This window comes from Verrucomicrobiaceae bacterium (assembly GCA_016713035.1).
GTDB lineage: Bacteria > Verrucomicrobiota > Verrucomicrobiia > Verrucomicrobiales > Verrucomicrobiaceae > Prosthecobacter.
Window position 1 is genome coordinate 20587 of sequence record JADJPW010000008.1, and the last position, 13504, is coordinate 34090.

Below are 13504 nucleotides of genomic sequence, written 5' to 3' on the forward strand. Positions count from 1 at the left end.
CTTAGCCCGCGTCGTGCTTGGCGATGAGTTGAATAAACTCAGGCAGGTAAGTCGTGGCCTTTTTGTCGCCGACTCCGCGGATTTCGCGGCCTGAGGCGATGGTTTTGGGCTTGAGGCGGGTCATGAACTCCAGCGTTTGATTGCTGAAAATGACATACGCGGGGACGCCTTCGGATTGAGCCAAGGCGTTGCGATGGCGCTTGAGCTTATCAAACAGAGCCTCATCGAAGCCCAGCTCGCGGGCGGCGAATTCTTCACTTTTGGCCGTCTTGCTGGTTTTCGATGGTTTGGTGGCCTGCATCATGGATGGCCAGCGGAGCTTGATGTCATCCGCATTTTTCATGGCGGCGGCTCCAGCCTTGGTGAGCGTGACTTTCGGGTATTCGTCCCCTTCGGTGAGGAGGAGGCCGTTTTTCTCCATTTCGACGAAGAGAGGATGCAGTGCCTGGGTGCCGATGTTTTTGAGTAAGCCGTAAGTGGTGAGCCTGATCGAGGCCTGCATCGACGATGTCTTTCGATTTGCTGCCGACGAGCATGTTGATGATGCGGCCTTTGCCAAAACGGCCCTCCCAGGTGCCATCTGCGCGGCGAATGGACATACGGGCGATGCCGCTGAGTGCCTGGCGGAGCATGGTGACTTCTTGCTCGGTGCCGGTGCGTGGTGGCTGCACGCCTTCAGCACGGCAGACATCGCATGAGCCACAGGGGGTGCTTTCTGTCTCACCGAAGTAGCGCAGGATTTGCTCTTGGCGACAGGCTTTGTCGTCGTAGCAGAGCTCGATCATGGCTTTGAGCTTGGCGCGGTCGCGGCGGTCTTTTTCGGCGAGAGCTTTGAGGTCGAGCGGCAGTTTGCTGGCTTTGAGATCGGGCTGGAGGAGCCGCGTGCCGCGAATGCGCTTCCCTGGGATGTCGAAGCGCTCGATGACATCCATGCGACTGAGCAGACTCAGTGCGGAGCTGATGGACATGCTGTTTTTCGCACCGGCGAACTGGGTGATGTCGTCGATGCTGGCATGCACCTCGTGCGCGGCATCGCTGCGGTTCAAAAGCGCCTGGTAGGTGAGGCGGATGATTTCGGGAGATGGATTCGCTCCTTCGATGAAGAACTCATGCGTGCGAGTATCGGCAAAATTGAAGTACAGATCGCACTGGGAGGGCTCGCCATCACGTCCAGCACGGCCTGCTTCCTGATAGTAGGCCTCCACACTGCCTGGGACATCAAAGTGGGCGACAAAGCGCACGTCGCTGCGGTCGATTCCCATGCCGAAGGCATTGGTGGCGACGGCGATGTCGGCTTTTTTGGTGATGAACTTGGTCTGGCGTTCTTCACGCTCTTTGTCATCCAGGCCGCCGTGGTATTCGATGGCTTTGATTTTTTTGTAGCGCAGTTCTTCACCGACTTCTTCGACGCGTTTGCGTGTGGCGCAGTAAATGATGCCGGTTTTGTGCTGCTGGATGAGCTTGATGAGGCGCTCGTATTTATCGGCGTTCGATTTGGTCTGGAGGATGTTCAGGCTGAGGTTCGGCCGCTCGAATCCTCGGATGGCGACAAAGGGGTCACGCAGTTGCAGCACTTTCGCGATGTCGGCACGGACTTCAGGCGTGGCGGTGGCTGTGAGAGCGATGACTTGGGGTCTTTCGAGCCTGTCGAGCGCTTCGCCGAGGCGCATGTAGTCGGGGCGGAAGTCATGGCCCCACTGCGAGAGGCAGTGCGCCTCATCGACGGCAAAGAGTGCGATCTGCACGCCACGCAATGCATTGGTGAACATGCGGCTGCGGAAGCGCTCTGGGGCCACGTACACGAGCTTATACTCCTCACGCTTGAGTGCTTCGATGCGTTCCTGCTGCTCGGCGAGGGTGAGGGTGCTGTTGATGACAGTGGCGGGGATGCCGCGTCGCTCCAGCGCATCGACCTGGTCTTTCATCAGGGCGATGAGCGGACTGACGACGATGGTGACGCCGTCCATGACCATGGCGGGGAGCTGGTAGCAGAGCGACTTACCGCCGCCAGTGGGCATGATGACCATCGTATCACGTCCGCTTAAAACCTGGGCCATCACGGTTTCCTGACCATCGAGGAATTCACGATGGCCAAAGTACTTCTTCAGAGCTTCGCGAGCATCGTGGATGGGCTGGTGGTCAGTGGAGGGGGCTTCTTCGGGCACGAGGGATGAGTGGGATGCGGACGAGCTGATGTCGAGTGTGCTTTATGGCTTCACTGCGGGCAGTTTGTAGAGGACCAGGCCGGGGATGCGGGCGATTTCGCGGGATTGCGCTTTGATCGAGGGAGGGAGCGTGTCTTTCCCGCATTCCATGAGGTAATCGATGCCGACATGGCGGGCAAAGCGTAGCGACCATGCGTCCATATTTTCATCTGGCAGCGGCGGGACGAGCTCAAAGGGACGACTCACGCCGTAGTAGCGTGCCACGCCAGTGCCGCCGCGTAGCTCTGACTTCATGGGTGCGATACGGATGCAGCGTGCCTCCAGCGTGGCCGCCAGAGAGCCGTGAATGGGCAGCCACCAGCCGCCATCCGATTTGGCGAAATAACCGACGGCATGGCCTGCGAGGGCTTTTTTGACGGTATCGAGTTCTTCGATGCTCCAGGGGCGTTCATACACGCTGCGTTGCTGCTTCAGATCCGCCACGCCCATGATGGTGCCGATCACGATGAGTAGTGCAGCGACTCGGCGCAGCCAAGAGGGCGTCTGAGCACGCTGGATGAGCAGTGCGAGTCCCCAGACGCCCGCAGGCATCACCAGCAAGGCATGCGCCATGATGATGAAGTGCATATTATCCGCCACGCCAGCGAGCAGTCGGTATCCGAAAAACGAGCCCACCAGCGCACTCAGCGCCATCCAGCCGATGTGGCGTGTTTTGGCCTCCTGATCACGCGTGAGGGTGATGATGCCGGGTAGCGAGAGTGCGCCGAGGATCAGCGCCACCGCGCAGTCACGCACACCCAGGTGCAGCGTGGTCCAGAGATGCTGGAGGCTCCATTCGATGAGCTTGCTTCCCTCAGCCTTCGGCAAGCCGACGCCGCAGACGAAATGCAGCGTGGCCCATGCCGCGACGAGCACAGTAATCACACACACCGCGATGCGTAGCATAGCACGATCACGCCGGATCACGGCGCAGCAGCCCAGCACGCCTGCCATCACCCCGCCCGTAGCGACGACATGCGGCGAGGCGATCGCGGCACATGCCAGCAGTGCCGTGGCCATGGTGCCCTGGCCTTTTTGCCAAAACAGCAGCGCTGCCAGTGCTGCGGCAGCCTCCAGCTTATAGCTAAACATGTAAGCCAGACTCAATCGCGCCAAATGCAAAGACTCCGTGGCGGCAGAGAGCGCGAACCAATGCTGTCCGAGCTGGCGTAGGAGCTGCACGCTCACCAGCGAAGCTGCGCCGATGAGTAGGCTGCGCCCGTGGGACATGCTGGTGATGCGCCGCAGCACCACCCCCGCAGTCAGCACCAGGATGATGTCCATCAAGGCACCCGTGACGTGCATCAGCGCCGCCAGCGGCATCATGCCAGTGAGGGAGATGAGCGCTGCGGCGATCCACATCGGTCCCCAGTGATACCAGATGTCCCGACACGCGGCGGAGCCTACCGCATACTCACCGAGGGTGGAGCTCCATCCATCCGCCACACGGGACTCCAGCAGGCCACGGCTGAGATTGCTAAAGTGACCATAATCTGTGTGCAGGATGCTCAGTCGCCCATCCCAGCCCACCCAGCCCGTATTCCACCACTCAAAGGCCGCAGTGGCCACGATCACACCGATGAGCAGTACGGCATTCTTGGATGAAAAAGCAGTCCGCAGGCTGCTCGCGGCACTTTTTTGGCCTCTCCAGGCCCAAAGCGCCATCGCGATCTGAATGACCGGAATCAGCGTGACATAAGAAACTCGGCGCAGCACGAAAAGCGCCGCTAGGCCGGATAAAAACAGCATTCCAGCCGCCATACGCAGCGCGATCCGCTCCAGCCAATCTTCCCCCGCCGCGCTCGTGGGCAAGAGTGCCACTCCGAGCAGCCAACACAGCACGCACAGCGCCAAAAGCGCCGTGCCACAGACGAGGATGCCTGGATCAAAGGAATTCGGGAACAGAGGCATGAAGGCAGAACTTTAGTGCTGGACTAGGCACCTGCGCAAGAATGGGCAGCCCTTTCTCACTGCATGTGCCGCTTACTTCTGCGCTTCCTTGTCCTCGGCGCGGAGGCTGTCCTTCAGGCTGATGAAATCGGAGAGCAGAAAGATCACGGTAAAAAAGGCCAGCAGCACTTCCATCATCGTCACCAGCTTGGCCGGCACTGTCTGCGGCGTGACATCGCCGAAGCCGAAGAAGGAAAAATTCAGCACGCTAAAAAAGAAGAACTCAAAGACCTGCTCCGCGCGGCTCCATTCTGCATTGATGGAGCTGAAGCTGGCCGCATTCGCCGTCTGGAGGCACCAGAAGTCGAACGCAAACGACAGCGTGATCTGCACCATATTCACGCCCATGAGTCCCAGCACGCGGTGGTAGGGCATGTTGTTCCGTGTCGCGAGCAGGATGTGGGTGAGGTTTTCCACAAAGAAGAAAACCGTCTTCGCCAGTGCCAAGCCCAGCACCAGCAGACAAAAGCCCTGCATGCTGAGAAAGCCCTGTGGCCACAGCCATTGCAGCACGGCGGCGAGCAGCACGATCACGGCGATTTCTCCGCCCTGCCGCATGGAGCCCTGGATGAGTTGCTGGCGGGTCATTTCTGTTTCGCTTCGTAACCGGGGAGCGGCTTGCCATCCTCGCCCAGCTTGCCGCAGGACCACAGCAGGCCGCGTGTGACGAGATCGAGGTAAATCGGGTCTTCCATGGTGTGGTTGCCATGGCCCAGTGTGGTGCCGAAGACCTTGCCTTTGCCATACTGGTTCACCCAGATGACGTGGTGGTCTTTCTTGGTTTCCTCACCATAGGCCGAGGCCAAGGGGTGAAGTTCTCCCAGAGCTTTTCGTTCTTGTAGAGCTCGTCTTTGGTGTCGTTCCACTCCTTGGGGAAGCCCTTCATGATGGGATGTGCCTCAGCGACGTTGCGTACCTTCAGGTCGCTGTTCTTTTCATGGCTCATGGATGTCTGGCCCACGCATTTGCGCCATTCATCGGTTTTGGCAGTGCGGTAACTGTGCGTGGAGCAGTGCAGCATCACGGCGGGCACGCCCTCAAAGTGTGGTTTGGCGATGCCTTCGACGAAAGGCACATCCGTCACCGCACCGAAGCACTCCGTTATGCACCACCACATCGTATCCAGCGGCCCAATCGGGCTTTTGTAAATGCTGACCTGATGCGTGCGGTCATCCTTCACGCGTGATTCCTCATGCACGATGGTGAACTCCACATTCGCACGGGCGCTGATGCCCTCCGCCAGGATGAGCTTCTGGTTCGCATAGTCATGGCAGCAGCCACCGCAGACCATGAGCACCTTCAGTGGCTTCACCTCCTGTGCGGGGCTCGTGAGGAAGGCGGTGAGGGTGAGTAAGGCGAGGAGGGCTTTTTTCATGGGGGAGGATGTGTGGACTTAACGCAGCCATTTGTCACGGTTTTCAGCGACAAAAGCATCGTCGTGGATATGGGGGTAGGCGGCATAGACGCGGTCGATCTCGGCGAGTTGGCCGGGGCTCAGCGTCTCGTGCTCATCGAGGCACCACAGGCCCTCCAGCAGGCCCTGACGGCGTAAAACCTCGTGCAGACCGGCGATGCAGCCTGCAAAACCATTCGCGGCATCAAAGAAGGCGGCGTTGCAGTCTGTGACCTCATGGGCGAGTTCGAGCAATGCGGCCGAGACGGGCTCGGTGCGGCAGCGGGCGTGGATTTGCACGGCTTTTTGTGTCCACACGCTCCAGTGGCCCAGGAGGCCGCCGACGATGCGATTGGGCGAGATCAGGTCATGCACGATGGTGTCGTCATTGCCGGTGTAGAGGGCGATGTCGCTGCGCCCGGAGTCCGCGACGGCGTGGATGACATCCAGTGTCTGGTAGCGATTGAACGGCGCGATCTTGATGGCGACGACCTTTTCGATTTCGGCAAATTTTCGCCAAAAGGACCGTGGCAGCACGCGGCCGCCCACAGCCGGTTGGAGGTAAAAACCGACGATGGGCATGATTTCGGCGATTCGGCGGCAATGGGCGATCAAATCGGCCTCGGGGGCCATTTTGAGTGCTCCCAGGCTCAAAGGGCCGCATCGTAGCCCAATGACCGCAGCAGCTCCGCCTCTGCCAAAGCCTGCGGCGTGAGTCCGCACACGCCGCCGATGCGCACGAGGCGGCGTGCATCCTTTTTAAATTCCTCTGCGGCCAAGGTGAGCACTGGCTCAAAGAGCGCGTGTTTCGCATCACGGATGGCGAACTGCGTGGTGTGCACTCCCACGGCGATGCCGCCTGCACCGGCGTCATGGTAATAACGCAGCAGGGCACGCTGGCGGCGCTCATCGAGCTGCCGCGCGGAGTTGAGCGCGAGCGGGCATGCCGGGATGACTAGCCCACGCTGCAAAGCGGCGCGGACATCAAAATCTGCCATCGCGTGATTCATAGTGCGTGGGTTTGCCGAGTGAGGCACCACCGCGCTGAATCCACTGCGCGGCCCACTCGATGAGATCGCCCTCACTCACAAAGGGAGCCCCGAGCGTGACGACGGAGCGTGTGGCATTGCTCAGGAGTGCATCCGCAGCCTCCTGGCCGATGAGGCGTGGTGTTTTGCCAAAGAGCTCGCCGAGCTGCAGCGCGGTGTCACGCACAGAGAGTGTGCGAGTGCCTGTGAGGTTAAAAACTTGAGCAGGGGATGAAGCATGTGCCAGGGAGAGCAGGGATAGAGCATTGGCATCTCCCTGCCAGATGGTATTGAAGTGGCCCATCGTCACATCCACGGGCTCCTCTGCCCACACTTTGCGAGCAATGTCGATGAGCACGCCGTAGCGCAGATCACAGGCGTAATTGAGCCGGATCAGCGACACCGGTGTGCCGCGTGCGCGGCTGAAGTGCTCAAAGATTCGCTCACGGCCCAGGCAGCTCATGGCATACTCGCCCGCTGGCTGCGGGGCATCTTCTTCACGGCTACCACCATGATCCACGGGCGTGAGGCCATACACATTGCCGGTGGAGAAGGCGACGATGCGGCTGCGGCTATACCGCTCGCACACGATGCCGGGCAGCCACGCATTCATCGCCCAGGTGAGTGATTCATTGCCAGTGGCACCGAATTTCATGCCTGCCATGTAGATGACATTCGCCGCGCCGGGCAGGTAGGCCACGGCGTTCGCATCCAGCAAATCGCGAGCGACGACTTCGATACCGTGCTCGGTGAAGGCCTCCATCGAGCCCGGTGAGCTGAAGCGTGAAACGGCGATGACTCGGCGCGGCGTGCCCGCCTCCTCACTCGCCCGCTTGATCATGCGTGCGAGCGAGGGCCCCATCTTGCCCGCGGCTCCCAGTACGATGAAGTCACCTGGCACCTGGCGCATCAGGTCGATCACTGCGGGTGTGGGCCTGGAAAGGCGTTCTTCGAGGTCAGAAAGGTCGCGTGGAGACATGGGATCGTGAGCTCTCAGCAAAAATGCGCTCGCGTGTATTCACATAGAGCGAGTAGAGGCTCTGGGAGGCGGTGATGAAGAGCCGATTCCGCTTCTGGCCGCCAAAGCAGACGTTGCTGGCAGTTTCTGGGAGTTTGATGAAGCCGATGAGTTTGCCATCGGGGTTGAAGACGTGGACGCCGGCAAAACCATCGCCGATCCAGCCAGCGCTGGCCCAGAGATTGCCTTCGACATCGCAGCGGATGCCGTCGGAGTTGCCTTTCGATTTGGGGTCGGCGAGCTGGCCTTTGTTCGTGGCGAAAACCTTGCCGTTTTTCACTGTCTTGCCGTCCACGTCATAGACGCGGATGTTTTTCGGGCTGCCGGTATCGACGATGTACACTTTCTTGTAGTCGGGTGAGAAGCAGAGGCCATTCGGCTTTTCCAGGTCTTCGGTGATCTTGGTGATCTCGCCGCTGGGGTCGATGCGATAGACGGATTCTTTGAGGTGGAGCTCACCTTTGTTGCCCTCGTAGTCCATCATGCTGCCGTAGCCGGGATCGGTGAACCAGACGGAGCCATCCGGGTGCACCGCGCCATCATTCGGGGCGTTGAAGGGCTTGCCATCGAACTTTTCGGCCAGCACGGTGACTTTGCCATCCAGCTCGTAGCGGACGACGCGGCGTGTGCCGTGCTCGAAGCTGATCTGGCGACCGTGGAGGTCGAAGGTGTTGCCGTTGCTGTTGTTGGCGTTGTTGCGCAGCACGGACACGTGGCCGTCTTCGGGCAGATAGCGCATCTGGGCATTGTTGGGGATGTCGCTGAAGACGAGGTAGTTGCCCGTGCCGTTCCAGGCGGGGCCTTCAGCCCACAGCATGCCGGTGTGGTGGCGGCGGATGGGTGCATTGCCCTGCACGAGTTTTTCAAAAGACGGATCGAGCGCGATGACATCCGGGTCCGGGTAGCGCTCGGGCGTCTGGCCCGACCAGTCGCGGGCGAGAGCGGAGGTAGCGGTGGCTGCGGCGAGGGAAGTCAGAAAGGAACGGCGGTCAGTGGTCATGGTGCGGCGGTTTTAGCGGGTGTGGGGGGTGATTTGGCAAGGCAGGAGATGAATAAGCAGGATCGTTTTTGACGTCGCCTGCTTTACGTCGATAGTTCCGCCTCCAGATGACGACTGAGCCACCCACTCCACCTCCGACGATCGATGCCATGCCCAAGGGCTGGGTCGTGTGGGTGCGAAACAAATTCATCGCGGGCCTCGCGATGGCGGTGCCGCTGATCGTGACCTTTGGGATCCTGCAGTTCGTGTACAATCTCCTCCACGGCTGGAGTGAGGGCCTGCTGGGCTATGTGGCCGAGATGCTGAAGGAAATCGCCGGGCGTGAGGTGATCCGGCTGGATGATCCGCTGGTGCGGCGTGTCACGGACTTCGTCGGCTTCATGATCCCGCTGGTGGTCATCGTGGCGCTGGGGATCATGGCCACGAACGTCATCGGTGCCCGCATCGTCAATGCCACGGACAAGCTGCTGCTGCGTGTGCCCTTCATCGCTGTCATTTATAAGACTCTGAAGCAGGTCATCGACAGCTTCCGCAGTTTTGGAGCACGGCAGAATCTGAAGCGTGTCGTCTATATCGACTATCCGATCCCCGGCACACGCATGCTCGGCTTTGCCACAGGCCAATTCTGCGATCCGCAGAGTGGCAAGGCCATGACCAGCGTGCTGGTGCCCACCTCACCCAGCCCCATGACCGCGCTGCTGCTGGTGGTGGACTCCGATAAGATCACCGATGCTGGCATCAGCATGGAGGATGCGATGAAGCTCATCCTTTCCGGCGGACTGGTGGGCCCACAGGCCACTGTGCCGCCGCTGAATCAAAAAACGCCGCCGCTGCGATCCCAGAAACCGCTGCACCCGCTGCCGCACCCATCCCGGTGAAAAAAGAAGAGCCCATCCTGCCCATCGGTCTGCCGCGAGCAGAGGACTTCGACAGCGGAGACACGGAGATCCTGGCCGAGGCGCTGGGAGGAGAGGGCCGCGCTCGCCGCTGGCTGCCGTGGAAGAAAAAATCCGGTCTGTGACGCATGATCCCGCCAGGCATTCTCCTTCTGGCCATCCTCTGTCTGCTGCTGCTCAATCAGCACCTCCAGCCACGCTCACGGCTGCGCTGGCAGATCAGGCTCCTCACCACCGAGTTCGGGCATTGGCTTGCGCTGCTTTGCCTCATCATCGGCCTGTGGAGATGGAATGAGAGTGCAGCCTATCTCGTCATCCCACTCCTAGCGCTGGATTTTGCCCGACCAGCCTTTCAGGCCTGGAAGATCGCACGGTCTCGAAAACGGCCTTTTTCGATCCTGCGGCTGTTTTGGCCCTTTTGGGCAAGGAAACGGCGTTTCGGTCGAAAGACGGCCTTTTTGGCAAAAGGGCGATGAAGAGCTCGATGTGGTGATTTATCAGCCTCCAGGGGCCTCGCAGGCCGTGAAAAGGCGCTGCATGCTCTCTTTGCACACGGGTGGCTGGGACAGCGGCGATCCCGGAGAATTCCGCCGTGCCAACAGTGCCCTCGTCGCACGCTGCGATGTCGTTTTGCTCTCCTTCGGCTACCGACTCGCCCCCGAGCATCCGTGGCCCGCACAAATCGACGATGTGCGCCGCGCCGTCGCCTGGACGCGGGAAAATGCCGCCACGCTCGGCATCGACGCGGAGGATTTGATCCTACTCGGTCGCAGCGCTGGGGCACAGATCGCCACCGCCTGTGCCTACGGCTGCCAGGAACTGAGCGTGAAGGGCTGCATCGCCGTATGGCCCATCAGATATGTTTTTCGCCCGGAAGTGGAGCTACCCGAATGACATCCTGAAGTCGCTGAAGCTCGTCCTTCAATACATGGGCGGTGAACCCGAGGCCGTGCCGCAGAACTATCACAGCGCCTCCGCCACCCAGCATCTCCGTGAAGACAATCCGCGCACGCTACTCATCCACGGCAGCTCCGACTGCCTGGTGTGGGTGGAGCACAGCGCCCGCATGCACCGCATGATCGCCGATCCCGCCCGCTGCGACTTCCTGGAGCTACCCTGGGGCGATCACGGCTGTGACTTCTTCCCCCACAGCCCCGGCGGCCACGCTCACCCTCTCGGAGATGGCGCACTTTTTGCAGAGCTGAGCTTCAGTCCCCGTAATTGAATGGATCACTGAATTTCGGATTCGTCGCGATAGCGGGAATCAGAGAGTGACTTCATGAAGGCCACGAGTGAGGCTTTCTGCGCAGCGGTGAAGTGCGGGCGACGCACGCCGCCAGGAGGTGGCAGGCGCAGGGAGGGGAGAGATTCGGATTATCGACCGCTTGGTTGCTAAGGTAAAGTCCACCACCTGCTCCAGCGTGGCAAAGCGCCATCGTGCATGTAGGGCGCAGTCAGCTCGATGTTCCGCAGAGAGGCACTTTGAACTTCCCATTATCAGTGGCGACTCCCGTGATCGCACCACGCCCGAGATCGACGTAGGGAACTCCAGGCCGTTATTAAAGATGTTCGGTCCGGGCACGAAGTTATCCGTGCCGTGGTGAGGCACTGCAGTTGCCGGGGCATTGAAGAGCTGGCGGCCCTGCTCCTCCTGCGTGGTCCAATTCGCACCTTGATCGCGAAGTTTGCAGCCCGTGCGGCATCATACTTCGACTGCACGGAGATGATGGAGCGGACGAACTGCGCCAGCGCACGGCTAATGCGGTCGGAGGTGACACCTGGGCTGCCAAACACCTGATTGAAGAGATCTGTATAGAAAGGCTCTGCGCCGAGGCGTGCCCTCCAGAGCGGGGAGCGTCATGCCCATCTCCACCGCATTCTGGATGGGCTGGAGCACCTGCTCTCCAGCGTGGCAGAGCGCTCATCCCAAAGAAGCTGCGGCGCTGATACCAGCGTGCATTGCTCCGGGCCATGCTGTTGCGACCGGGTGAGTCCGCCCTCAAAGCCGACACTGAATCTGGCGTGGGTCGGAGAAGCCATGCTGCTGCTGGTGACAGGAGGAGCAGGACACCGTGTGATTGAGCGAGAGGCGCTTGTCGTAAAGAGAATGCGGCCCAGCTTGGCACCTGCGTCCGTGGTCACGTTGGTCACTGGCATGTTATCCTGCCCGAGGATGGGATTCACCGCAAAGGCCGGCGGCGGCACGGTATTATCATTAGTCACATGGCGTGGTGGGGAGCACCAGCGCGGTGGAGGGTGGTGCTGGAGAGGCTTTCTCGTTGCAGCGTGGCATTGTATTCCGTGCGGTAGAAAGACGCGTCGTGCCAGCCGCTGGTGTGTAGGCACCGGGTGAGATGGCCATTGTGCACCTTCAGCGTCTCCAGATTCGTCCAGTTGATCAGATCGGTGGAGGTTTTGCAGTCGCCAGACGTGGTCGCCAGGGTCTGTGATGGTGATGTGTGCCGAGCCAGCCACGGAGCCTGGGCTGAATCCGATGTCCCGCCGGTGGGGGGTGGGCGGTGGCTGTGCTAGCTGCCAGTAGTGCTGTAAGGAGGGGAGGGAAGGGAGGTTTTTCATGAAGGGAGTCACTTGCTTCACCCCGATCAGGGCCTCTGAGGATAAAACCAGACAATGGGGCTAGATGAATGCTTGTTTATTTTCGAACCATGACGCACCAAAAGGCCCATCGGCCTCCATCTACCACGCCCCGCGTTCTCGTCATTCGTGGCGGAGCTATCGCGACTTTATCTCTCACACTGCCCGTGCTGCGGCTGCTGAAGGACAGTATCCCCCCCCTCTGCCACCTGGGGGTGATGGGCTACCCTGAGCATCGCCACGCTCGCACAGGCGGCAGGACTCCTGACACCGTTCGCAGCCTAGATCACCGCACCATGGCCGCGCTGTTCGCGAAAGTGCCGCCATCGACGAGGCACTAGCCGAGCACCTGCGTAACTTTAACCTCATCGTCAGCTATCTCTTTGATCAGAGATGGCCATTTCCGCGCCAGCATGGGCGAATCGGCGTCAAGACGCTGATCGAGACCCGCACCGCGTGCAGAAATGACGGCACGCCTCGCGGCAATTGGCACGGTCTTTGGAAAAACTGGCCTTTTTCCTGGAGGAAGAGCATTTGCTCAAAACGCACTTTCCGCGTCGAAACGTCGAAAAAGGCCGAATCGCCATCCACTATCGGTAGTGGCTCCGGAAACGAAAAATTGGCCGCTCGATCGCTGGATGGCCCTGGCGGACAAAATGGGCGATTTGGAGGTGATTTTCATCACCGGAGAGGCCGGGCGCGGCATGCGGATCACGGGATCGAACCGAATTGGCATCCACTGCCGCTGAGTGTCTCGCGAGCCGCCTGAGCACCTCCGCGGCCTTTTTCGGTCATGATAGTGGCATTTCGCACCTCGCAGCAGCTTGCGGCGTGCCATCGCTGCTGCTTTTTGGCCCGACCGATCCTGCCGTAGCCGGGCTCCCCGCAGCCTCGTCACCATTTTGCGAGAGGAGGCGGTGACCTGAAAGCGTTAGAAATCGAACAGGTGTTTTTCGCCGCACGGCAAGTTGTCGCAGCGGGGACGTGCTATGCACCCTCACGGTCATGTCTGACCTCATCAACACGCTCGTTGTTTCGCCACTCTCCTCATCCTCTGGCTCCTGGCAGCCGGCAGGGGGCGCAGGAGTAGGTGCTCGGCTCCCGTGCCACGCTTTCATCATCTGGCCTGCGGGGATGTTTTCCGCTCACTGGATACACGCACGCCACTGGGGCCAGAAATTCGTCGAATACAGCAGTCGTGGTGGCTGGTGCCGGAGATGTGACGGTGCAGCTCTGGCATGCGGAATGCGAAGCAGCGTGTAGATGCGCACGCCTTTAAGCCGGAGATCGACTTCCTCATCTTGATGGCATCCCGCTGCAATATGGAGCAGGCGCAGCACATGGAGCAACACATCGAGGTGGTGAAAGTCTCTCACCTGAGCTGCCCAAACCGCTCTGGTGGCTCGCCGTCTGCGCAAGC

General features: G+C 60.3%; 16 protein-coding genes and 3 pseudogenes. 8 read left to right on the forward strand and 11 right to left on the reverse strand.

Features of this window, described 5'->3' with window-relative positions; translation table 11 throughout:
* Window position 1 precedes the first annotated feature (1 nt).
* The 8 genes and pseudogenes from IPK32_21390 to IPK32_21425 form a co-directional block, all read right to left on the reverse strand.
* Window positions 2–2057 (reverse strand): annotated as a pseudogene (locus IPK32_21390) (RecQ family ATP-dependent DNA helicase).
* A gap of 150 nt (window positions 2058–2207) precedes the next feature.
* On the reverse strand, window positions 2208–4115 hold the full coding sequence (locus IPK32_21395) for a hypothetical protein (GenBank protein ID MBK8094443.1): 1908 nt from the start codon (window positions 4113–4115) through the stop codon (window positions 2208–2210).
* A 72-nt stretch (window positions 4116–4187) separates the two neighbouring features.
* Window positions 4188–4742 (reverse strand): two pore domain potassium channel family protein, encoded by a 555-nt coding sequence (locus tag IPK32_21400; protein ID MBK8094444.1) that lies wholly within the window; start codon window positions 4740–4742, stop codon window positions 4188–4190.
* On the reverse strand, window positions 4739–5020 hold the full coding sequence (locus tag IPK32_21405; GenBank protein ID MBK8094445.1) for a ThuA domain-containing protein: 282 nt from the start codon (window positions 5018–5020) through the stop codon (window positions 4739–4741). The genes IPK32_21400 and IPK32_21405 overlap by 4 nt, the downstream gene beginning before the upstream one ends.
* A complete protein-coding gene (locus tag IPK32_21410) occupies window positions 4906–5529 on the reverse strand; it encodes a ThuA domain-containing protein (protein MBK8094446.1) in 624 nt (207 codons plus the stop codon). The genes IPK32_21405 and IPK32_21410 overlap by 115 nt, the downstream gene beginning before the upstream one ends.
* Window positions 5530–5547: 18 nt before the next feature.
* A pseudogene (locus IPK32_21415) lies at window positions 5548–6545 on the reverse strand (dihydrodipicolinate synthase family protein).
* Window positions 6532–7554, reverse strand: coding sequence for an NAD(P)-dependent oxidoreductase (locus IPK32_21420; GenBank protein MBK8094447.1), 1023 nt, complete (start codon window positions 7552–7554; stop codon window positions 6532–6534). Before IPK32_21420 ends, IPK32_21415 begins: the two are co-directional and overlap by 14 nt.
* A complete protein-coding gene (locus IPK32_21425; GenBank protein ID MBK8094448.1) occupies window positions 7532–8593 on the reverse strand; it encodes an SMP-30/gluconolactonase/LRE family protein in 1062 nt (353 codons plus the stop codon). Before IPK32_21425 ends, IPK32_21420 begins: the two co-directional genes overlap by 23 nt.
* Before the next feature lie 149 nt (window positions 8594–8742).
* On the opposite strand from IPK32_21425, the gene IPK32_21430 reads away from it, so the two are divergent.
* The 5 genes from IPK32_21430 (at window position 8743) to IPK32_21450 (ending at window position 10714) form a co-directional block, all read left to right on the forward strand.
* Window positions 8743–9471 carry a DUF502 domain-containing protein gene (locus IPK32_21430; GenBank protein MBK8094449.1) on the forward strand — a complete coding sequence of 243 codons (729 nt, stop codon included), beginning with the start codon at window positions 8743–8745 and terminating at the stop codon, window positions 9469–9471.
* Window positions 9468–9614, forward strand: a complete 147-nt coding sequence (locus IPK32_21435) for a hypothetical protein (GenBank protein ID MBK8094450.1) — start codon at window positions 9468–9470, stop codon at window positions 9612–9614. The genes IPK32_21430 and IPK32_21435 overlap by 4 nt, the downstream gene beginning before the upstream one ends.
* A 3-nt stretch (window positions 9615–9617) precedes the next feature.
* On the forward strand, window positions 9618–9965 hold the full coding sequence (locus IPK32_21440) for a hypothetical protein (protein MBK8094451.1): 348 nt from the start codon (window positions 9618–9620) through the stop codon (window positions 9963–9965).
* Window positions 9966–10026: 61 nt separating this feature from the next.
* Complete coding sequence (locus tag IPK32_21445; protein MBK8094452.1) at window positions 10027–10383, forward strand: alpha/beta hydrolase fold domain-containing protein; 357 nt, start codon at window positions 10027–10029, stop codon at window positions 10381–10383.
* On the forward strand, window positions 10349–10714 hold the full coding sequence (locus tag IPK32_21450) for a prolyl oligopeptidase family serine peptidase (protein ID MBK8094453.1): 366 nt from the start codon (window positions 10349–10351) through the stop codon (window positions 10712–10714). The genes IPK32_21445 and IPK32_21450 overlap by 35 nt, the downstream gene beginning before the upstream one ends.
* 272 nt (window positions 10715–10986) lie before the next feature.
* On the opposite strand, the gene IPK32_21455 is transcribed toward IPK32_21450, so the two are convergent.
* From IPK32_21455 to IPK32_21465, 3 genes and pseudogenes are all read right to left on the reverse strand, one after another.
* The gene (locus tag IPK32_21455; GenBank protein ID MBK8094454.1) at window positions 10987–11283 is read right to left on the reverse strand and encodes a hypothetical protein; all 297 of its coding nucleotides are present in this window, start codon (window positions 11281–11283) and stop codon (window positions 10987–10989) included.
* Window positions 11284–11488: 205 nt separating this feature from the next.
* Window positions 11489–11593, reverse strand: a pseudogene (locus IPK32_21460) (hypothetical protein).
* Window positions 11594–11704: 111 nt separating this feature from the next.
* Window positions 11705–11851 carry a hypothetical protein gene (locus IPK32_21465; GenBank protein MBK8094455.1) on the reverse strand — a complete coding sequence of 49 codons (147 nt, stop codon included), beginning with the start codon at window positions 11849–11851 and terminating at the stop codon, window positions 11705–11707.
* A gap of 304 nt (window positions 11852–12155) precedes the next feature.
* On the opposite strand from IPK32_21465, the gene IPK32_21470 reads away from it, so the two are divergent.
* The 3 genes from IPK32_21470 to IPK32_21480 all read left to right on the forward strand — a co-directional run bounded on the left by IPK32_21470 (window position 12156) and on the right by IPK32_21480 (window position 13005).
* Entirely contained in the window at window positions 12156–12425 is a 270-nt protein-coding gene (locus tag IPK32_21470; protein MBK8094456.1) for a hypothetical protein, read from the forward strand.
* 123 nt (window positions 12426–12548) lie between these two features.
* Window positions 12549–12833, forward strand: coding sequence for a hypothetical protein (locus IPK32_21475; protein ID MBK8094457.1), 285 nt, complete (start codon window positions 12549–12551; stop codon window positions 12831–12833).
* Window positions 12814–13005 carry a hypothetical protein gene (locus IPK32_21480; GenBank protein MBK8094458.1) on the forward strand — a complete coding sequence of 64 codons (192 nt, stop codon included), beginning with the start codon at window positions 12814–12816 and terminating at the stop codon, window positions 13003–13005. The genes IPK32_21475 and IPK32_21480 overlap by 20 nt, the downstream gene beginning before the upstream one ends.
* Window positions 13006–13504: the final 499 nt, after the last annotated feature.